The sequence below is a fragment of the Bradyrhizobium sp. CCBAU 11361 genome, from assembly GCF_028128935.1.
GTDB classification, from domain to species: domain Bacteria; phylum Pseudomonadota; class Alphaproteobacteria; order Rhizobiales; family Xanthobacteraceae; genus Bradyrhizobium; species Bradyrhizobium niftali.
In genome coordinates this window covers 18,417-38,639 of the sequence record NZ_LBJZ01000170.1, presented here as the reverse complement: position 1 = coordinate 38,639, position 20,223 = coordinate 18,417, and the positions used below count along the sequence as shown (strand labels likewise).

13 protein-coding genes and 1 pseudogene are annotated in these 20,223 nt (G+C 64.5%); 3 read left to right on the top strand and 11 right to left on the bottom strand.

The window, feature by feature from the left end:
* Nucleotides 1-360 precede the first annotated feature (360 nt).
* Nucleotides 361-879 (top strand): hypothetical protein, encoded by a 519-nt coding sequence (locus tag XI08_RS18190; protein WP_271575438.1) that lies wholly within the window; start codon nt 361-363, stop codon nt 877-879.
* 36 nt (nt 880-915) lie between these two features.
* On the opposite strand, the gene XI08_RS18185 is transcribed toward XI08_RS18190, so the two are convergent.
* The 5 genes from XI08_RS18185 to XI08_RS18165 form a co-directional block, all read right to left on the bottom strand.
* Complete coding sequence (locus tag XI08_RS18185; RefSeq protein ID WP_271575437.1) at nt 916-2,565, bottom strand: acyl-CoA synthetase; 1,650 nt, start codon at nt 2,563-2,565, stop codon at nt 916-918.
* Between the two features lie 21 nt (nt 2,566-2,586).
* Nucleotides 2,587-4,476, bottom strand: a complete 1,890-nt coding sequence (locus tag XI08_RS18180; protein WP_271575436.1) for a TRAP transporter large permease — start codon at nt 4,474-4,476, stop codon at nt 2,587-2,589.
* A 15-nt stretch (nt 4,477-4,491) separates the two neighbouring features.
* Nucleotides 4,492-5,511, bottom strand: a complete 1,020-nt coding sequence (locus XI08_RS18175; protein ID WP_027542794.1) for a TRAP transporter substrate-binding protein — start codon at nt 5,509-5,511, stop codon at nt 4,492-4,494.
* A gap of 393 nt (nt 5,512-5,904) precedes the next feature.
* The gene (locus XI08_RS18170; protein WP_271575435.1) at nt 5,905-7,164 is read right to left on the bottom strand and encodes an efflux RND transporter periplasmic adaptor subunit; all 1,260 of its coding nucleotides are present in this window, start codon (nt 7,162-7,164) and stop codon (nt 5,905-5,907) included.
* Nucleotides 7,161-10,352 (bottom strand): efflux RND transporter permease subunit, encoded by a 3,192-nt coding sequence (locus XI08_RS18165; RefSeq protein WP_271575434.1) that lies wholly within the window; start codon nt 10,350-10,352, stop codon nt 7,161-7,163. Before XI08_RS18165 ends, XI08_RS18170 begins: the two co-directional genes overlap by 4 nt.
* Nucleotides 10,353-10,832: 480 nt before the next feature.
* Between XI08_RS18165 and XI08_RS18160 the strand changes: the two are divergent.
* Nucleotides 10,833-12,028, top strand: a pseudogene (locus XI08_RS18160) (M24 family metallopeptidase).
* On the opposite strand, the gene XI08_RS18155 reads toward XI08_RS18160, so the two are convergent.
* From XI08_RS18155 to XI08_RS18145, 3 genes are all read right to left on the bottom strand, one after another.
* Nucleotides 12,025-12,840 (bottom strand): hypothetical protein, encoded by an 816-nt coding sequence (locus XI08_RS18155; RefSeq protein ID WP_271575433.1) that lies wholly within the window; start codon nt 12,838-12,840, stop codon nt 12,025-12,027. The pseudogene XI08_RS18160 and the gene XI08_RS18155 overlap by 4 nt on opposite strands.
* 78 nt (nt 12,841-12,918) lie before the next feature.
* Nucleotides 12,919-14,208 carry a siderophore utilization protein FsrB gene (fsrB, locus tag XI08_RS18150; protein ID WP_271575432.1) on the bottom strand — a complete coding sequence of 430 codons (1,290 nt, stop codon included), beginning with the start codon at nt 14,206-14,208 and terminating at the stop codon, nt 12,919-12,921.
* Nucleotides 14,209-14,267: 59 nt separating this feature from the next.
* Entirely contained in the window at nt 14,268-16,262 is a 1,995-nt protein-coding gene (locus XI08_RS18145; RefSeq protein WP_271575476.1) for a TonB-dependent siderophore receptor, read from the bottom strand.
* Nucleotides 16,263-16,956: 694 nt separating this feature from the next.
* Here XI08_RS18145 and XI08_RS18140 point away from each other — a divergent pair.
* Nucleotides 16,957-17,523: a helix-turn-helix domain-containing protein gene (locus XI08_RS18140; protein ID WP_271575431.1), complete on the top strand. Its 567-nt coding sequence runs from the start codon at nt 16,957-16,959 to the stop codon at nt 17,521-17,523.
* A gap of 17 nt (nt 17,524-17,540) precedes the next feature.
* Here XI08_RS18140 and XI08_RS18135 read toward each other — a convergent pair whose 3' ends face one another.
* Genes XI08_RS18135 through XI08_RS18125 form a run of 3 tightly spaced genes read right to left on the bottom strand, consistent with a single transcriptional unit; the run spans nt 17,541 to nt 20,134 of the window.
* Nucleotides 17,541-18,314 (bottom strand): MetQ/NlpA family ABC transporter substrate-binding protein, encoded by a 774-nt coding sequence (locus tag XI08_RS18135; protein WP_271575430.1) that lies wholly within the window; start codon nt 18,312-18,314, stop codon nt 17,541-17,543.
* A gap of 28 nt (nt 18,315-18,342) precedes the next feature.
* Entirely contained in the window at nt 18,343-19,008 is a 666-nt protein-coding gene (locus XI08_RS18130; protein WP_271575429.1) for a methionine ABC transporter permease, read from the bottom strand.
* Complete coding sequence (locus XI08_RS18125) at nt 18,998-20,134, bottom strand: methionine ABC transporter ATP-binding protein (protein WP_442869836.1); 1,137 nt, start codon at nt 20,132-20,134, stop codon at nt 18,998-19,000. The genes XI08_RS18130 and XI08_RS18125 overlap by 11 nt, the downstream gene beginning before the upstream one ends.
* Nucleotides 20,135-20,223 lie beyond the last annotated feature (89 nt).

Here is a 20,223-nt window from a genome sequence, read left to right as displayed (position 1 = left end):
GCAGGTTGAAGGATCTTGTGATCCGGCTCTCAGAAACACTCATAAGGACGGTTATGGGAAGAAAGTAACGCCGTCCCAAAATCGGCTTTGCAGGATCGGTCTCGGAGGAAGCGATATCGCTCTTTGCTGCGATCTTGACGAGGCCGGCGTTCGGCTTGCGGATCGTTGCAAATAGTTTCGCAAGCCGAAGCGCGGCCGAAGACGATCGGCCAGTCTGCGTTCCATTTTGATGCCCTGGCCTGATTTCCTTGCAGGCTGGTTTTGATCAATCGTGGCTCAGGATGTTCAAGCGTTACCGGTCGGGTGCCCCTAGAGTTCGGCAACACTTCGACTTTCACGCCGGCCGCATCTGGAGCATTGATGTATTTCACAACGATCAAACCGCACGTCATGTCGGCGTCGGCGCAGACCAATCTGTCTTTCCTGGAAGATCTCGTCCGTGCCGCTCGCTCTCGGTTCGCCGCGCTTGCGGACAAACTTAGTAAATTGCAAGCCAGTTCGTTATCGAGGATCCCGTGCGAGCGGAGTTCACGTGACAACAATCCGGGAAGCCGTGCGCCCGGTTCGGCGGGCGTGACCGAAGATCTGATCGCAATCGTGACCGTCATGGATCGGATGGCCGGCGAGCTCCTGCTCGAATCGAAGCAGTTGTGGGCGTCCGTCGGATTTGTCTCCGGGAACATCCACAAGATCAGCTTTGGACGATGGCGATTGCTAGGTAGCCGGAAGCGGAACGATCTGTTTGCCGTCGCGGTCGATGAAAGGCTCAGGCGGATGCCGCGCTTGGTGATCTCGCTGCTGGAAGTGGCAACTATATTGGAGGGAGCGGTTGCAGACCTGCAACCAGTCAGGATCGGAGAGGGGATTGGCGACCGGTAGCAACCCCTCAATGCCTAGGCCGATCCATGGATCAGCTCAGGCCGAGATCGCCTTCACCGAGCCGACCGCGTTGCGCAGCAGGAATTTCTGAATCTTGCCCGTGGACGTCTTCGGGATCGGCCCGAACACGACCGCCTTCGGCGTCTTGAAGCCGCTCATCTGCGAGCGGCAGAAGGCGATGATCTCGGCTTCGGTCGCACTGGCGCCGTCTTTCAGCTCGACGAAGGCGCAGGGCACCTCGCCCCATTTCGGATCGGGCTTGGCGACGACGGCGGCGAACAGCACGGCCGGGTGCTTGTAGAGGATGTCCTCGACCTCAACCGAGGAAATGTTCTCGCCGCCCGAGATGATGATGTCCTTGGAGCGGTCCTTGATGATGACGTAGCCGTGCTCGTCGAGCACGCCGAGATCGCCGGTGTGAAACCAGCCGCCCTCGAAGGCTTCCTTCGTGGCCTTCTCGTTCTTGAGGTAGCCCTTCATCACGATGTTGCCGCGGAACATGACCTCGCCGATGGTCTCGCCGTCGCGCGGCACCTCCTGCATGATCTGCGGATCGATGACGGTGACGCCTTCCTCGAGCGGGTAGGGCACGCCCTGCCGGCGCTTCATCCGTGCGCGTTCGGCCGGCGGAAGCTCGTCCCAGCCGGGCTGCTCGGCGCAGACGGAGGCGGGGCCGTACACTTCGGTCAGGCCGTAGACATGCGTCAGCTTGATGCCGATGTTTTCTGCGCCTTCGAGCACCGCAACGGGTGGCGCCGCGCCGGCGATCAGGCCGACGACGCGGCGGGCGGCATTGCCCTTCGGGGCATCGGGCGCATTGATCAGCGTGTTGTAGACGATCGGCGCGCCGCACATGTGGGTGACGCCGTGCAGTTTGATCAGCTCGAAGATCTTGGTCGGCTCGACCTTGCGCAGGCAGACATTGATGCCGGCTGAGGCCGCGATGGTCCACGGGAAGCACCAGCCGTTGCAATGGAACATCGGCAGCGTCCAGAGATAGACCGGATGCTGGCCGAGATTGCCGGCAAGGATGTTGCTGACGGCGTTGAGATAAGCGCCGCGATGATGGGTGACAACGCCCTTGGGATTGCCAGTCGTGCCCGAGGTGTAGCTCAGCGCGATCGCGTCCCATTCGTCCCTGGGCGGGATCGCGGTGAAATCAGGGGCGCCCTGCGCGACGGCGGCCTCATATTCGATCTCGCCGATACGCTTGCCGCCCTTGAAGGCGGCATCGTCGACGTCGATCACGAACGGCTTCGGTCCGCTCATCTGCGCCAGCGCATCGGTGATCACGCCCGAAAACTCGGGATCGACCAGGATGATCCTGGCCCCGCCATGATCGAGCTGGAACGCGATCGAAGGTGCATCGAGGCGGATGTTGAGCGCGTTGAGTACGGCGCCGGTCATCGGCACCGCGAAGTGCACCTCGTTCATCGCCGGGATGTTCGGCAGCATTGCCGCGACGGTGTCGCCGACGCCGATGCCCTTGCCTGCAAGGTAAGACGCAAAGCGCCGGCAGCGCTCATAGGTTTGCGCCCAGGAGAAGGTGCGGCCTTCGTAGACCGTGCTGACGTGATCGGGATAGACCGCGGCGCTGCGCGCGAGAAAGCTCAGCGGGCTCAGCGGCACGTAGTTGGCGGGCGTCTTGTCGAGGCCGATATTGTACGGGTTCTGCCGCTCGCTCATCGACACCCTCCTCAAAGCGCTTCAAAGAAATCCGATCGAGATCCACGGGAAGATCGCGACGATGATCAATCCCACCAGCAGCGCCAGCAGATAGCCCCAGATCGGCCTGATGCCTTCGGCCGGGTCGACGCGTCCGATGGCGCAGGCGGCATAATAGCCGACGCCGAAGGGCGGGGCGAATAGCCCGATACCCATGGCCAGAATGATCACCATCGCATAGTGCACCTCGTGCACGCCGACTGCGCGGGCAATCGGAAACAGCAGCGGCCCGAACAGCACGATCGCCGGGATGCCCTCCAGCACGCTGCCGAGGATGGTGAAGGCCAGGATGGACACGGCGATGAAGGTCGCCGAGCCGCCCGGCAATCCCGTCATGGCCGCCGCCAGCGAGCGCGAGAAGCCGGATTGGGTCAGGCCCCAGGCCATACCGGTGGCGGTGCCGATGATCAGGAGGATGGCGCCCGACAGCGCCGCGGTCTCGACCAGCATCGGAAACAGCCGCCGCCAGTCGAAGCGGCGATAGACCAGGAGGCCGACCAGGGCGCCGTAGACGATGCCGATGGTGGAGACTTCGGTGGCAGTGGCGATGCCCTCGACCACGGCGTAGCGGATCACGAAGGGCAGCGCGAGCGCGGGCAGGGCGACGACGAAGGTCTTGCCGATCTCGCTGCCCGTGGCGCGGCGGACATGGCTCATGTCCTCATGGCGGTAGCGCCACCACACCAGCATGCAGAGCGTGACGGCGAGCACGACGCCGGGCAGCAGGCCGCCGGTGAACAGCGCCGCGATCGAGACGCCGGTGACCGAGCCGATCGTGATCAGCACGAGGCTCGGCGGAATGGTCTCGGTCTGGGCTCCCGTGGCCGCAAGAAGCGCGACTAGGTCGCCGGGGCGGGCGCCGCGCTGTTTCATCTCCGGGAACAGCACGGGCGCAACCGCGGCCATGTCCGCGGCCTTGGCGCCGGAAATGCCGGAGACCAGGTACATGGCACCGACCAGCACGTAATGCAGGCCGCCGCGGACATGCCCCAGCAGGCTCGCCAGGAACGCCACCATGGCCCGCGCCATGCCGGTCATTTCAATCAATAACCCCAAAAACACGAACAGCGGCACCGAGAGCAGGATGAGATGGCTCATGCCCTCGTCCATCCGCCCGATCAGCACCATGACCGGCGTGCGCGTGGTCAGCGCCAGATAGCCGAAGATCGCAAGGCCGAAGCCGAACGCAATGGGAACGCCGGCAAAGACGCAGAAGCCGGCGACGCCGACGAAGAAGATGACGAGGTTGAGGTTGCCGAGCGGCCGCAGATAAGGCTGCGCCAGCCAGAATAGACCGACGATGACGGCAACTGTTATCACCGCCGTCAGCACCATGCGGTAATCGGCGGCGCGCAGCAGCCGCAGCAGCGCGAAGACCGCCATCAGGCAGATGCCGGCCGGCAAGGCCGCGGCGCGCCACATGTTCGAGATCTGGAGCGCCGGCGTGGTGATGAAGCTTTCCTCGTAGGCGTATTCGGCGGATGGCCAGACGATCAGCGCTAGGAACGCCAGCGCCGCGCAGGTCGCGACCACGTCCAGATAGGCGCGCGTGGCCGGCCTGGCGCTCGCGACAATTGCCGTCATGCGCATGTGCTCGGAGCGGCGGAATGCGACCGCCGCGCCCAGCATGGCCAGCCACAGGAACAGGATCGAGGCGAGCTCATCCGACCAGATCAGCGGCCGGTGCAGGCCGTAGCGTGCGACCACGCCGGCAAACAGGATCACGATCTCGGCGACCACCAGGGTCGCAGCCGGGATTTCGACGGCGAAGCCGAGGACGCGTTCGAGCGAAGCCAGCAGTGAGGATCGGCGAGGGGACTGAACAGCCACCTCGCCCGCCACTTCGGTCACCTCAACCTCGATATGAGCCATGACGGCCCCAACGCGTTACGAGAGCTTGCCGACGGCCTTCTCCAGGAGGTCCCAGGCCTGATCGCCATATTTGCCCTTCCACTCGGCATAGAAGCCGGCGGTCCGCAGCTTGTCACGGAACGGCGCAACCGTGGGCTGGTTGAAAGTCAGGCCCTTGGCCGCGAGCTCCTGCTGGAGGTTGGCATTGAGCTTGGCGGTATCCTCGCGCTCCTTGACCGCCGCGGCATTGATGTTCTTGGCGACGATGGTGCGCACATCTTCCGGCAGCGCGCTCCAGGCGCGGCGATTGGCCAGGAACCAGAAGCCGTCCCACATGTGGTTGGTCAGCGAGCAGTATTTCTGCACCTCGTAGAGCTTTGCGGTCGAGATGATCGCCAGCGGGTTCTCCTGGCCCTCGACGATCTTGGTCTGGAGCGCGGAATAGACCTCGCTGAAATTGATCGAGGCGGGCGCCGCATCGAACGCCTTGAACATCGAGGTCCACAGCGGCGACACCGGCACCCGGATCTTGAAGCCCTTGAGGTCGTCGGGACCGGTGATCGGCTTGGTCGAGGACGTGGTCTGGCGGAAGCCGTTGTCCCAGATCTTGTCCATCACCTCGAGGCCGGCCTTCTTGATCTCGCCGCGGACATGGGCGCCGAGATCGCCGTCCATGGCCTTCCAGACCGTGTCGTAGTCCGGGAACGCGAAGCCGATGCCGTTGATGGACGCGGCCGGCACCAGGGTCGACAGGATCAGGCCCGACAGCGTGAAGAATTCGACGCCGCCGGAGCGGATCTGGCTCAGCATGTCGGTGTCGGAGCCAAGCTGGTTGTTCGGGAAGATCTGGAGGTCGAACTTGCCGTTGGTCTCGCTCTTGATCGCCGCCGCCATCTCCTTGGCGCGCACGTTCAGCGGATGGGTGTCCGGCAGGTTATTGGCGTATTTGTAGCTGAACTCGGCGCTCTGGGCGCGGGCCACATGGGGCGCACCGAGGCCGCCCAGGACCGCGGTTGCGGCGGAGGCCTTGAGAAGCGTGCGTCGGGAAAAGCTCATGGGTCTGCTTCCTCGGAAGGTTTGTTGTTGTTCTGAGATGCAGACCTATACGGAGGTCACGTCGGAAGGTCATCTGCGATCTCGCGAAGCCTCGCTTATTGCAGCCGGACAACGTCACGGCAATATCGCTTTCGGCACATGGAGCCGGATTCAAAAACGCGAAAAACAACCCCATGCACAGTAGCCGTCAAGAGCTGGGACGACGTTCGAGGGTCGGGCCGAAAATCGCGCTGGAGCGAAGCCGGGATGTCAGGAATTCCGTCTAAATATTTGATCTGATTGTATATAAATATATTCCATAATATACCTTATGCGAATCATGGATATGGGTGGCCATGGGCTCATGGCGGCATCCAGGCTGCTCGCCTCTCGCGCCAATCCTGCCCTTACGGGCTACGACACGGTCGTTGTCGGTTGGGCTCGGACCTTGGCGCCGTCGGCGAGATCGACGGATGGATTGAGGATGATCTGGTCGCCACGTTTGACGCCGCTGTCGACCTCGAGCTCGCGGCCGAGGTCGCGCAGCACGTCGATCTTCCTGAGGTGCACGACGCCATTGTCCACCACGGCGACCTGCATGCCGCCGGCGTTGAAGATCACGGCGTCGGCAGAGATCCGGAAGCTTGGGGTCCGGCGTGGGATGCGCAGTTCCACGGTGCAGTAGATCCCCGACGTGAGCGCAGCGTCGGGATTGGGAATGTCGACCTCGGTGAGCAGCGTCCGCGATCCCGGCTGGAGCGCGTCCGCAATGCGGGTCACGGTGCCTGGAAAGGTCCGGTCCGGCATCTCCGGCACATGGACCACCGCGGTTATGCCGGGCTTGAGGCCGAAGGCGGCGTCCTGCGGCACGAACACCTGGGTACGGATCACATTGCCCTGCTGGAGCGTGAACATGAAGGTGCCCGAGGTCGCGTCGGCCTGGACCAGGCTGCCGACGTCGATGTTGCGCTGGGTGATGACGCCATCGAACGGGGCCACCACGCGCTGATAGAGCTTTTGCTGGCGAAGCACCTGCAACTGCGCCTCCTCCGCCCTGATATTGGCCTGGGCCACCGACACCGCGGCCTCCTGGGCCTTGAGAGTCTGCTCGTCGATGGTGCCCTGCTGCGCCGTGACCCATCCCTTGTCGACCAGCGGCCGATCGCGGTCCCAGGTGACCTTGGCGAGCTCGCGGTTCGCCTGGGCCTGCTGGAACGACCAGTTGAGCTGGGCAAGCGTCGCTTCGGCCTGGGCGATCTGGTGATCGAGCTCGGGGGCGACGATTTCGGCGAGCAACTGGCCTGCCTTGACTTGGTCGCCGATATCGACCGCGCGGGTGGCGATATAGCCGCTGGCCCGGGCGAAGATGTTGGCGCTGGCAAAGGCGGAGGTCGTCGCCGGCAGCTTCACGACCTCGTTCGTGTCGCTGGGCTCGACGGTGGTGACACGGACCTGCGGCACGAAGTCACGCGCCTGCTCGGCCGTCGCGAGCACCTGGCGTCGCTCCGCATAGTGGCTCCATGCACCCGACGCCAGCGCCGTGCCGGCCACGAGGATCAGGCCGAAGCCGGCGAGGCGCCCTCCCCGACGACGCGCGTGCTGCCGCGGTGCGACGTCCCGGCCCCGGTCCGTCTCTGTCACGCGCTCCGGCTCGATTGGTCCGTTGAAGTTCATTCCAGCACCTCGTCAAATACCCCGTGATGTGTCTTGCCGTCGTTGCCCTTGCGAAGCATCGCGAACAGGTAGGGCACGACCAGCAGCGTGGTCGGCGTTGCAAACAAGAGCCCGCCGATGACGGCGCGGGCCAGTGCGGCGTTCTGCTCCTCGCCGGCCGCGCCGATCGCCATCGGGATCATGCCGACGATCATCGCGGCCGCCGTCATCAGCACGGGCCGGATCCGGGTATGGCCGGCCTCGATCGCAGCCTCGAAGGCGGTCTTGCCTGCAAGCTGCTGCTCCCTGGCAAAGGTCACGAGCAGGATCGAATTCGCCGAGGCGACGCCGACCGCCATGATCGCTCCCATCAGCGATGGGACGTTGAGGGTCGTGCCGGTGATGAACAGCATGGTCAGGATGCCGCACAGCGTTGCCGGCAAGGCCAGAATGACGACAAAGGGGTCGCCGAAATTCTGGTAGTTCACGACCATGAGCAGATAGACGAGCACGGCTGCGAACAGCAGGCCGGTGCCGAGATTGATGAAAGCGCTGTTCATGCTCTGGATCTGGCCAGTCACCTGAATGGTGTTGCCGGGTTTGAGCTGCTTCTGGAGGTCCGCCGTGACCTTGCTGATCTCGCTCGCCACGCTGCCGAGATCGCGGCCCTGGACGCTGGCATAGACCTCGTAGACAGGCTGCACATTGGCCTGGTTGGTGTTGGTCGGGATCGTGCTGCGCCGGAACGTGGTGACGTTGCTGAGCATGCCGGGAATTGGGGTATCGCTCTGTGCTGACGCCAGCGACGTCGACACCGGCGTGTTGGCGAGGTCGTTGAGCGAGCTGATCTGGCGCTCGGGCGTCTGCACCGCGAAATAATAGGGAATGCCGGATGTCGGGTCGGTCCAGAAGTTCGGTGTCACCTGCTCCGAGGAGCTCAGGCTGACATTGAGATTGGTCGCGATCGTATCGGCGTTGAGGCCGAGCTGCGCCGCACGGGTGCGGTCGATATCCGCGTAGAAGGCCGGTGCGTTCACCTCTTGCTGAAGGTGGGCGTCGGCGATCCCCGGGATCGCCGCAATGCGCTGGCGCAATTCGTTGGCGACCTTCAGGTTGTTGGCCTTGTCGTAGCCGACGGTGCGCACGTCGATCTGGGCCGGCAGCCCGAAATTGAGGATCTGGGTGACGATGTCTGCGGCCTGGAAGTAGAACGTGTCTTCCGGAAACGCGGCCGGCAGGATCTCGCGCAGCCTGCGCACGTAGTCGGCCGTGGGCTGGTGCCCCTCCTTCAGCGAGATCAGGATCACGCCATCATTGACGCCGATGGTCGAGCCGTCGCTGAACGCCAGATTATAGGAGCGCGCGGGCAAGCCGATATTGTCGACGATCAGCGCACGGTCCCTGTCCGGAATGACCTGGCGGATCTTGTCCTCGACCTGCTGGAAGGTCTTCTCCGTGTTCTCGATACGGCTACCTGCCGGTGCGCGCACGTGGAGCTGGATCTGTCCGCCGTCGATCAACGGAAAGAAATCCCGGCCGACCAGCGGGAACAGCACGACACCAAGGACCAGAATGGCGGCCATTCCGGCCGGAATGATGAAGCGATGCTCGATCAATCCGGTCAGCGAGCGCGAATAGGCATGGCGCATCGTCTCGAAATTGCGCTCGAACGCCGCGTGAAAGCGCCCGAACGGTCCGCGCGGCGCGGTGCCGGGTGCATCGTGGCGCTCGCCCTTGAGCAGTAGGCCGATGATGATCGGCGTCAATGTCCTGGACAGGCCGTAGGATGCCAGCATTGCGAAAACCACGGCAAGGCCGAGCGGCGTGAACAGATATTTGGCCGGTCCCTCCAGGAAGACGACGGAGGTGAAGACGCAGCTGATCGCAAGCGTCGAGACGAGTGTGGGAACAGCGATGCCGGCCGCGCCGTGCAGCGTCGCCTGCGGCAGCGGCATCCCCTCCTCGGTCAGCAGGCGATGGGTGTTCTCGATCGTGACGGTGGAATCGTCGACGAGGATGCCCACGGCCAGCGCCAGCCCGCCCAGCGTCATGGTGTTGAGGGTTTCGCCGAGGAAATGGAGCACGATCAGCGAGGTGAGGATCGACAGCGGAATCGAGATCATGACCACGAGCGTCGAGCGCCATGATCCCAGGAACAGGAGGATCATCAGCGCGGTCAGTCCGGCGGCGATGGCGCCCTCGCGCAGCACGCCTTCCACCGATTGCTTGACGAACACCGACTGATCGAACAACTCGTTGATCTGCATGCCCGGAGGCGCTGCCGCGCGCGCGGCCTCGAGCGCCTTGTGGACCGCCTTGACCACGCTGACGGTCGAGGCGTTGCCGTTCTTGATGATGCTGAGCAGGACCGAACGACGGCCGTTCTGGCGCACCACGTTCTGCTGCACCAGCCAGCCATCGTGAACCTGCCCGACGTCCTTGACGAAGATGGTGGCGCCGTTCACGACCTTGATCGGGATATCGTTGAGGTCCGCGATCGAAGGCGGCGTCGCGTTGGTGCGGACGACATATTGCTTGTCGCCCATTTTCGCGGTGCCGGCCGGCAGCGTCAGGTTCTGGGCGTTGACCGCATTGACGACGTCGAGTGGCGTCAGCCCTTTCGCGACCAGCTTGGCGGGATCGATATCGACCATGATCTGCCGGTATTTTCCGCCCGCGGGCGTCGGCAGCGTGATGCCGGGGATCGGCGCCAGTTGCTGACGGATGCGATAGATACCGTAGTCGTAGAGCTGCTGCTCGCTGAGCGTATCGGAGCTCAGGCTGATCTGGAGCACGGGCACGCTCGAGGCGTTGAACTGCACGACGACCGGCGCCTGGATGCCGGGCGGCATCAGCGCGCGGATCGCATTGGTGGCGGAGACGATCTGCGAGATAGCGAGGTCGAGGTTGACGTCGGGTTGGAAGTAGATCTTCTGCACCGACAGACCGGCCATCGTCTGCGCTTCGATATTCCTGATTCCGTTGACGTTCGAGCTGATCGAGTACTGGCTGTAGGTGGTGACACGCTGCTCCATCTCCGGCGTGCTCAGGCCGGTGTAACTCCAGATCACGGTTACGACCGGAATGTCGATATCGGGGAAGATGTCCGTCGGCATCGCAAATATGGTGACGGCGCCCAGGAACAGGATCAGCGCGGCGACCACGTAGAACGTGTGAGGAAATCGCAGAGCGAAACGAACGATACCCATCGAGCACTCCTCGTTCCGCGGCGACCGTTTGCGGCCACGCGGCATCCAGATCAGCAGCAAGGCGTTGCACGCGGAATTTTCCGCGCGGCCCAGCCTCCTGCGCCTCCTGGATGTTCTTGGCTCGAGGGTCGACGAATATCCGCTCAATGAACCCTGGCCGCGTTCCCGGCTTCGCGCGGCCGGTATCGCGGTTGAAGGAGGACTTAGAACTTGGACGTCGGAAGTGAAAGCCGCGCGGCGTTACTTCGCGGTAATGAAGCGCGCAATTTGACCACGAGTTGGTGAACCGCCGCGCACGGAAACTCAAGGTCACGCGAGCTTGCGTGGTCCTGCACTCCCGGCGGTGGCGCCATATCATTTCGGCATTGGTCAAAATCGTGCCGGCCGTCCAAGATCCGCCGTGCCGGCGAAGCACAATGCACAATGCAACGAAGCACAATCCAACAAGGAGTGCCGCACGGTAACAATGGGAGGTTCGTCATGCAGGAGAACGTTGTTCGCGCGAACAGCTCGCGCGCCATTCCATTCGATGCCGCCAAACTCGACCGCCTGATGGAAGCAGCCGGCCTCGACGTCCTGGTCGCGACCTCCAAGCACAATGTCCAGTACCTGCTCGGGGCCGAGCGCGCGATCTTCTTCGACTACATGGATGCCATGGGCGTCAGCCGCTATCTGCCGGTCCTGGTCTATCCCAAGGGCGCGCCGGAAAAATCCGTCTATGTCGGCCACCGCCTGGAGACCCATCAGCGCGCCGTGGCACCGCCCTGGGTGCCGCAGGTCCGGACCGAGTCCAGCGGCTCGGTCGACGCGATCATGCGGGGCGTCGCGGCCTTGAAGGACGCCTGCGTGCCGATGAAGCGGGTCGGGTCGAGATGGCGTTCCTGCCCATGGATGCGGGCCGGGCGCTTGCCGACGCCCTGCCCGGCGCCGAGCTCAAGGACGCGCTGCTGGTGCTGGAGCGTCTGCGTGCGGTCAAGTCCGCGGGCGAGCTGGCCAAGCTGAAGACGGCATCCGAACTGGTGATTGCCGCGATGCTGGAGGTGATCGCCGGGCACGGTCCCGGCACGACCAAGCAGCAATTGTCGGACGGCTTGCGCGTCGCCGAGGTCAACCGCGGGCTCACCTTCGAATACTGCCTGCTGGCCTGCGGCAACAGCCACAACCGGGCGCCGTCGGGGCAGCGCTGGGAGCAAGGCGAGGTGCTGTCGCTCGATTCCGGCGGCAATTATCACGGCTATATCGGCGACCTCGCCCGCATGGCCGTGCTGGGCGATCCGGATGCCGAGCTGAAGGACTGTCTGGCCGAGATCGAGGCGGTGCAGCGCGCCGCTTTCGCCGCAGTCCGTCCGGGCGCCATGGGCGGTGACATCTATGTCGCGGCCGAGCGGCAGCTCGCCCAGATCACGCAGCGCGACTGCACGGATTTCCTGGCCCACGGCATGGGCCTCGTCAGCCACGAGGCTCCTCGCCTGACCGCCACAGGTCCGGTTCCCTATGACGACACGGACGCTCGGCTGCCGCTCGAGCCCGGCATGGTGGTGTCGATCGAGACCACGATGAAGCATCCGAAGCGCGGCTTCATCAAGCTCGAGGACACGGTCGCGGTGACGGCGACGGGATACGAGATCTTTGGCGAGGGCGGCCGCGGCTGGAATCTTGGCGGCAGTGCGCTCTAGCGCAGCGGCAGCAACTCGAGCTGGCCCTGCGCCTTCCTGACGGCCGCAGCGAACCAGCTCTGGCTTGGCGCTTCCTTGGCGAAGCATTTTGTGTAGGCGTCCATCGCCTGGTCTTCGCGGGCCATACTGTCCTGCGGGGCCTTCCTGGCCATCATCTGCTTCCAGACCTTCTCGCAAGCTGGAATCTCAGCCGTCGTCACGGCGTCGGTGACGGCGAGGAAGTAGACCTTCTCGCCCTTGATCGCGACGACGTCGATCTCACGCGGCGACCCCTTCAGATCACCATTGCCGCGCACGCCGAGAACGGCGACCGCGGCGCTCGCCGCCGCAGGCTTGGTGATCGGCAGCTCGGCATATTTGGCGAAGGCGGAGTCCTGGATCGCATAATAGTAGAAGCGATCGGACCTAAAGGCGGCACTGATCTCCTGCGGCATGCCGTCCTCGCGGTGCTCGCGCAGCCAGTGCTTGAGTAGCGCGGTCGTGGTCGCCACCGCTTGCATCTTGTCGCCCTCGGAGGCGAAGCCGAGCCCGTCGAGATGGCCGAAGCCGGAATCGCCCTTGAAGAGCGTATCGGCGTTCGACTTGCCCTCTGCGGGCAGCCCTTTGATCGCGACCGGTCCCACCAGTTCGCGCAGCACGCCCGTCAGCTCCTTGAGCGCCGCATCGTGCTGCCTCGAGGTCTCGTCGTTCTCCGGCGCCTTGGAGAACTTTGCAATGTAGCGATCGCGCAGGTCGAGATAGCGCTGCTCGGGCGCGACCGCGTGGGCGGTCGTCGTGAAGACGAGCAGGCAGAGCAAGGCGAGCGATCTCATTCAATGTCCGCAGACTGGAGCGATCTCCAGTCTTTGTGCCGGCGCCGGGCGGGAAGGTTCATCGGCGAGGGGCGTGCCCTACTCCGCCGGCGTGAGCTGCCTATTCAGACGCATCGCAGCGGTCTCACGCACGCGGACGCGGGCGCGGCGCTTGCGCCACCAGATCACGACGCCGGTCACCGAAAGCGCGGCCACCACCAGCCCCATGATCGAGATCAGGATGCGGCCGAACAGTCCCACGATGCGGCCCGAATGCAGCGGAAACTGCGCCTGCACGAAGATATCGGCGGCGGTGCCGACCCATGGCAGCCGCTCGCCGAGTGGACGGCCGTCCTCGCTGTCGTAATAGAGCTGCGCCGGGCCGACGCCGCCGGCGCCGTGATCGTCGCCGGGATGGAAGTAGGCGGCGGCATAGACCCCGTGGGCGGGACCGTAGCTTAGCGCGCCGACCGGGGTGGACCACCCTCGCCCCTTGCCGTCGGCCGCCGCGCGCGCGGCGATGTCGGCAAATGTCACCTTGGGCTCGATCGGATTGTCGAGATCGCGGTACGGCCGCTGCTCATACGGCGTCGGCGTATAGTTCGACACCATCTTCATCAGCGGCGAGAACACCTCGAAATAGAGGTTCAGCGAGAACGCCGTGAAGGCGATGACGAACAACTGCCCCCAGGTCCACAGGCTGAAGGCGCGGTGGATGTCGAAATTGATCCGGTAGGCGCTGCCCGACGTCTTGATGGTCCAGGCCGGCGCCCAGCGCGCCCAGAAGCCGCGTTCGAGCTGGCGCGTGACCTGCGGCGCCCGCGCGGCCTTCGCGCCGCGCCGTGACGGCAGCGTCAGATAGAAGCCGACGAAGCAGTCGATGGTCCAGATGATGGCGATGATTCCGAGCAGGCGCATGCCCCAGCGGTCGCTGCCCCAGAACTCCGGGATGTGCATGGTGTAGTGCAGCTTGTAGAGGAACGAGACGAAGTTCTCCCGCGTCACCGGCCATACCGCGCCCCAGTAGCGCCGTCCCAGCTCGACGCCCGTGTTGGGATCGAGGAAGACCTGATTGTAGTCGAGCGGATAGCGCTTGCTGGTTGCCGGATCGATCCGCGGCATGACGAAGAACCACAGCGAGTGGCCCTCCTCCGGCGTCATGAAGAGGTAGACGACGCGTGCACGGGGATCGCGCTGCTCGATCAGCTTGGCGAGCTCGATCGAGGGAATGGCCGGGCCCTTGCTGGTGACGTCGAACAAATGGCTGTTCAAGACGTCGTCGATCTCGTGATCCCAGGAGATGATCGCGCCGGTGATGCCGGAGAAGAACAGGAATCCGGCCGTGAGCAGTCCCGCCCAGCGATGCAACCGACTGAATATCGCTCTCATCGTCTTCGACTCTCATCAAGCGGGTCCGGCCCCCGTTGCCGGACCGTCGTCAGTTGAACTCACCAGCGATACGTCAGCTTGCCGATCGCCTTGCGTCCCTCGGCATACATGCAGCCCGACAGGCCGTAGCAGGCGGCGACGTAGCGTGTGTCGGCGAGATTGGTGACATTCAGTGACAGGCGCCAATTGTCCCTGGTGTAGGCAAGCAGCGCATCCAGCATGGTCGAGGCTCCCACCTTTAATGTGTTGGAATCATCGCCCCAGGTCGCGCCGACATAGCGGATGCCGCCGCCGAACTGGAGACCAGCGAGCGGACCGCCCTGAAGCGTATAGTCGCTCCACAGCGAGGCGCGGTTGAGCGGCACGGTGACCGGCGCCTTGCCGACATTCACCGGATCCTGCGTGACCATGGCATCGACATAGGCATAGGCGGCGCGCAGGTTCCAGCCGTCGGCGAGTGACATCGTGCCTTCGAGCTCGACGCCGCGCGATTTCACCTGACCGGTCTGTTCGGCAAAGGTGGCCCCAGGCACAAAGGTGACGACGTTGTCGCGCGTCAGGTCGAAGGCGGCGAAGGTGAACAGCGCATTCCATCCGAGCGGCTGGTATTTGACGCCGACCTCGTACTGGACCCCGGTTTCGGGATTGAGCATCTGTCCGGACGGACCGGTCGCGAGCACCGGCAGAAACGACTCGGAATAGCTGAAATACGGCGCGATGCCGTTGTCGAAATTGTACATCACGGCGGCGCGGCCGGTGAAGGCCGAGGCATCCTTCGAGGCCGACGTATTGGTGGTGGGGAGATTGGTGTCGAGCTGCGTCGTCACGAAATCCTGGCGGCCGCCGAGCTGGAACGATAGCCGGCCGAGCTTGATCTGGTCCTGCGCATAGAGGCCGAGCTGCGACTGCTTGACGCCTTTGTTGTCGTACATGTCGCCGATGGTCCAGTCATAGCTGTAGACCGGGTTGAAGACGTTGATCTCCGGCGCCGACGTCGAGACGGCAAAGGCGGTGTCGCGGAATGTGGTGTTGCGATAATCGAGCCCGACCAGCGTGGTATGGCTGAGGATGCCGGTGGTGAACTTGCCCTGGAGCTGGTTGTCCACCGCGAAGGAGTTGATGTAGGAGTTGCTGTAGCTGCCGAAACGCCCCAGCTGCCCTGCCGCCTCGTCGGTATATCCCGTGCCGTAGAAGGTCTTTTCCTCGTTGTGCTGATAGGCGTAGCGCAGGTTCTGCCGGAACGTGATGTTGTCGGTGAAATTGTGCGAGAGCTGGTAGCCGGCGGTTGCGATCTCGGTGTTGAACGCGTTGAAGCTCGGTACGCCCGCGAAGAACGAGACCGGGATGGTGCGGCCGTTGTTCGGCCACACGGTGCCCGAGGCCGGCAGGAACTGAAGGCCCCACCCTGCCCGGTCCCTCTGGTAGTTGGCGAGGATCGTGATCGTCGTGTCCTCGTTCGGCTTGAAGGTGACGGCCGGCGCGATGAAGACGCGGTTGTCCTTGGTGAAGTCGACCTGGGTCTCGCCGTCGCGCACCACGCCGGTCAGGCGCCACAGCACGGTGCCTTCCTTGTTGGCGGGGCCACCCATGTCGAACTGGCCCTGATATCGGTTGAAGCTGCCGCCGGAGACCGAGACCTCGCCGAACTGCTGCGCGGTCGGCAGCTTGGTCACGTAGTTGAGGATGCCGCCGGTGCCGCTGCCGCCATACATCGCCGAGGACGGCCCCTTGAGGACCTCGAGGCGCTCGGCGCCGTAGGGATCGAGGCCGTTGAAGTGCACGTAGTTGCTGGAGGGGATCCGCAAGCCGTCGACGTAGAGACCCGACATGGTGGTGTCGAAGCCGCGGATCTGGAGGGCGCCGAAGCGGGTGTCCGAACCGCCATTGACGTCGCCGCTGACGCCGGCGGTGTAGCGCAACGCTTCGCCGATCGAGACCGCGCCCTGGTTCCTGACCTGGTCGGTGGTGACGACGGACACCGACTGCGGCGTTTCGATCAGCGGCGTATCGGTCTTGGTGGCGGTGCCGCTTCGCGTGGCGACGAACCCGCGCACCGGACCATTGGCGCGTTCATCGGTGGCGCCGTTCGAAGCCGACTGGGTTGGCGCAGCTTGCTGCGCGGGAGCGCGCCGATTGGTGCGGGAGCTGCGCGTCGTTGCCGACCGTCGCGACGGAGCAACCGCCGCGGGACGGGCGCGCTGAGCCGGCGCTTCAACGGAGACCGCGGGAATTTGCGTCTGCGCCTGCACGGCACCGAAGGGGACGACGAGAGAAAATGTGCTGACGGCGCCGAAGAAGAGCACTCGAAGCTGTCGAAGACGCGTGTCGGAACGCGAATGAAGTTGGAAGTTGGTCACGTCTTGCAAGGCCCCACGCACTGCCGGCTTTGCCGGTATCGTTCTTGATGCCCCGCCCTAACGCAGGCGATTTCGGAGTGCGATAGGAACAGCGTTAGAATTTCTCCAGAGCGGTGCGCAGCAACTGCGGCGAATGCGCCCATGCGCGACCCAAGGTGCATGTGCTCCGGATTTGGAATCCTTCTAGACGAACACGATCGATCGACCGGACAGGACACCCGACGACATCGAAAGGAAGCGCGGAGAACGAATCCTTTACCATGCCCGTCAGGCTCGATTGAGCCTGAGGAACCCCGGAGGTAAATTCAGCTGCGGGATACTTCATTCATTTTGCTGAACGCACCGCAACGTTCTGTGCCGGCGCGTGCTGGGCATCCGGAGTTCGACGTCCATGAGCGAATTGCGCGCGGCGACCAGGCAATCCACGGCGAGGACGGGGATCATCGAGTTTGACGGTGCCAGGGGCATCGTCAGCATCCCCTGCACGATCTCGGACGTGTCAGGCACGGGCGCAAGACTGAAGCTCGACTGGTCGCTGTCGTTTCCGAAACAGGCCACGCTGATCTTTGCCGACGGCCTGCGAAAGCCCTGTCGTGTGGCATGGCAGAAGCGGAGACTGCTCGGCGTCGCGTTCGCGGATGGTGTTGCGAGCCTGGACGAACAGGCCCTCATGATGACCGAAGCAGAGCAGGCTCTGCACCGGCAGCATATTGGCGCGCAGGTCAGAAGCGCGCGCGAGGCACGCGGCTATACGGAGAGCCAGATCGCGAACCATCTCGGCGTCTCGCCCGAGTTCGTGTCGCGTGCCGAGAGCGGGGAGCTGAGCATCCCCCTCCACCAGCTCACCCACATTGCCGATCTGCTGCTGGTCGACCTCGACAGCCTGGTTGCCGGCCCGGCGTCGATCGGATCGCCGCCCGGCGAGGCGCGCGCGAGCGACGTCGAACTGGCGGAGTGAATTGACGCGCCCCGTCGCTACCAGGTCGGCAGATACGTGCCCTTGAAGCGCGTCTCCAGAAACGCCTTCACGGGATCGGAGTGATAGGCCTCGACCAACTGCTTCACCCAGGGCTTGTCCTTGTCCTCCTCGCGGACGGCGAGAATGTTGACCCAGGGGCCATCGGGGTTTTCGCGCGCGATCGCATCGGTCGCCGGATTGAGGCCGGCCTGCACCGCGTAGTTGTTGTTGATCGAGACGACGTCGACGTCCTGGAGCGCGCGGGGAAGCTGGGCGGCGTCGAGCTCGACGAAGCGCAGCTTCTTCGGGTTGTCGGTGATGTCGGCAATGGTCGAGGCGACGTTGTTGGGGTCCTTCAGCTTGATCACGCCGTGCAGCGCCAGGATCATCAGGCCGCGCGCGCCGTTGGAAGGATCGTTGGCGATGGCAACGCGGGCGCCTTCGGGAAGGTCTGCGAGCTTCTTGTATTTCTGCGAATAGACGCCCTGCGGCGAGCCGATCGTGTTGGCGACCTTGACGATCTTCCAGCCGGTCTTGGCGATCTGGTTCTTCAGGTACGGCTCGTGCTGGAACGAGTTGGCCTCGAGGTCCTTCAGCGCCAGCGCCTGGTTCGGGATCACATAGTCGGTGAACTCGACCACCTTGATGTCGAGGCCGCGCTCGGCGCCGACCTTCTTCACGACGTCCATGATCTCGGCATGGGGACCGGCGGTCACGCCGACGCGGATGGTTTCGGCCGCGGCCGTGGTCGCGAGCAAGGCTGCAGCCGCAAGGGTTGCGAGAAAGCGCATTGAAGTCTCCGATGTGTAGAAGCTTATGTCAGCGATGCCGCAGCCGGCGGTTGACCCGGCGCGCCAGATAGTCGCCGGCGCTCTGGACGAGCTGCACCAGCGCGATCAGCACGACGACGACCGCCAGCATCATCTCCGGCATGAAGCGCTGGTAGCCGTAGCGGATGCCGAGATCCCCCAAGCCCCCGCCGCCGACGGCGCCGACCATGGCGGAGTAGCCGAGCAGGCTCACCACCGCGAGCGTCAGCGCCAGCAACAGGCCGGGCAATGCCTCGGGGATCAGCACCTTGAGCACGATCTGCATCGGCGAAGCCCCGAACGAGGACGCGGTCTCGATCAGGCCGCCATCGACCTCGCGGATCGCAGCTTCGACGAGACGCGCGATGAACGGCGTCGACGCGATGGTCAGCGGCACGATCGCCGCGGTCGAGCCGATCGATGTACCGGCCACGAGCCGCGTGAACGGGATGATGGCCACGACCAGGATGATGAAGGGCGTGGAGCGCGTCGCATTGACGACCATGCCGAGCACCCGATTGACGACGGGGGCCGCGAACAGCTCCCCTTTCCGGCTGGTCGCCAGGAAGACGCCGAGCGGCAGGCCGAAGGCGGTGCCGAGCAGCGCCGCGATGCCGACCATGTACAGGCTTTCGAAGGTGGCCTGGACGATCAGGTTGATGAGTTCAGGCGACATAGCCGAGACGCTCCGTCGGGAATTGATATTGAGACAGCCAGGCGAGCGTCCGCGTCACCGCGTCTTCGCCGCTGGAAATGCCGAGAGGGATACCGAGGGTGAGCGAGCCCACATGCTGGCCGCCGATCTCGTCGATGCGGGCCGCAAGCAGCGCAAGGTCGAGGCCGAGCTCGCGAGCGAGCCGTGCCACCAGCGTGTCGCCGGCCCCTGCCCCGCGCACCTGGACGCGGATCACGGCCTGCCCGCCGGCAGGCGGCACCGGCACGATCCGGCTCGCCAGCGACACCGGCAGGCTGTCGCCGATCACCTCGGCCAGGAAGGATTGCGTGATCGGATGTTTGGGATGGGTGAAGATGTCGGCGACCTGGCCGCTCTCGACGACGTGGCCGGCGTCGAGCACCACGACCTCCCTGGCGAGCTGGCGCACCACGGACATCTCGTGGGTGATCAGCACGATGGTCACCCCGAGCTCGCGGTTGATGTTGGCGAGCAGGTCGAGGATCGCGCGCGTGGTCTGCGGATCGAGCGCGGACGTCGCCTCGTCCGACAACAGCACGCTCGGCCGAGTCGCCAGCGCCCGCGCAATGCCGACGCGCTGCTTCTGGCCGCCGGACAGCTCCGACGGATAGCGGTCGTGCTTGTCGGTGATGCCGACAAGGGCGAGCAGCTCGGCGACGCGGGCCTTGATGTCGGACTTGGCCCAGCCGGCGATCTCGAGCGGCAGCGCGATGTTGTCGGCCGCGGTGCGCGACGACAGCAGGTTGAAATGCTGGAAGATCATGCCGATCGAGCGCTGCGCCAGCCGCAGCTCGCGGCCCGCCAGCGCGGATATATCCCTGCTATCGACGATCACGCGTCCCGTGGTCGGCTTCTCCAGCCCGTTGATCAGCCGGACCAGGCTCGACTTGCCGGCGCCGGAGCGGCCGATCACGCCGGTGATGGAGCCGCGCGGGATCGTGAAGTCGATGTCTTGCAGGGCGTTGACGCCAGGCTTGCCGCGATAGGCCGGATATGTCTTCGAAATGCCTTCGAAACGGACCATCGCGTCCGGCTCGGTCGCGGCAGGTGAAATCGCATCGAGCGTCTCGATCCTCTGTCCGATCGCGAGCGATTGGTGGGCGTTCATGGCGGCGGCCTTCATGTACAATAGTTCGCTTGCCCGCATGCCCCGGGGGCCCACGGGAACCAGGTCGCATCGCGCGACGGGGAATGAAA

Coding starts and splice junctions, on each gene's coding strand:
- XI08_RS18175 (WP_027542794.1), bottom strand. CDS start 5,511: ATGAGCTTTTCCCGACGCACGCTTCTCAAGGCCTCCGCCGCAACCGCG.
- XI08_RS18180 (WP_271575436.1), bottom strand. CDS start 4,476: ATGGCTCATATCGAGGTTGAGGTGACCGAAGTGGCGGGCGAGGTGGCT.
- XI08_RS18155 (WP_271575433.1), bottom strand. CDS start 12,840: ATGAGATCGCTCGCCTTGCTCTGCCTGCTCGTCTTCACGACGACCGCC.
- XI08_RS18125 (WP_442869836.1), bottom strand. CDS start 20,134: ATGAACGCCCACCAATCGCTCGCGATCGGACAGAGGATCGAGACGCTC.
- XI08_RS18170 (WP_271575435.1), bottom strand. CDS start 7,164: ATGAACTTCAACGGACCAATCGAGCCGGAGCGCGTGACAGAGACGGAC.
- XI08_RS18165 (WP_271575434.1), bottom strand. CDS start 10,352: ATGGGTATCGTTCGTTTCGCTCTGCGATTTCCTCACACGTTCTACGTG.
- XI08_RS18190 (WP_271575438.1), top strand. CDS start 361: ATGTATTTCACAACGATCAAACCGCACGTCATGTCGGCGTCGGCGCAG.
- XI08_RS18185 (WP_271575437.1), bottom strand. CDS start 2,565: ATGAGCGAGCGGCAGAACCCGTACAATATCGGCCTCGACAAGACGCCC.
- XI08_RS18135 (WP_271575430.1), bottom strand. CDS start 18,314: ATGCGCTTTCTCGCAACCCTTGCGGCTGCAGCCTTGCTCGCGACCACG.
- fsrB (WP_271575432.1), bottom strand. CDS start 14,208: ATGAGAGCGATATTCAGTCGGTTGCATCGCTGGGCGGGACTGCTCACG.
- XI08_RS18140 (WP_271575431.1), top strand. CDS start 16,957: ATGAGCGAATTGCGCGCGGCGACCAGGCAATCCACGGCGAGGACGGGG.
- XI08_RS18130 (WP_271575429.1), bottom strand. CDS start 19,008: ATGTCGCCTGAACTCATCAACCTGATCGTCCAGGCCACCTTCGAAAGC.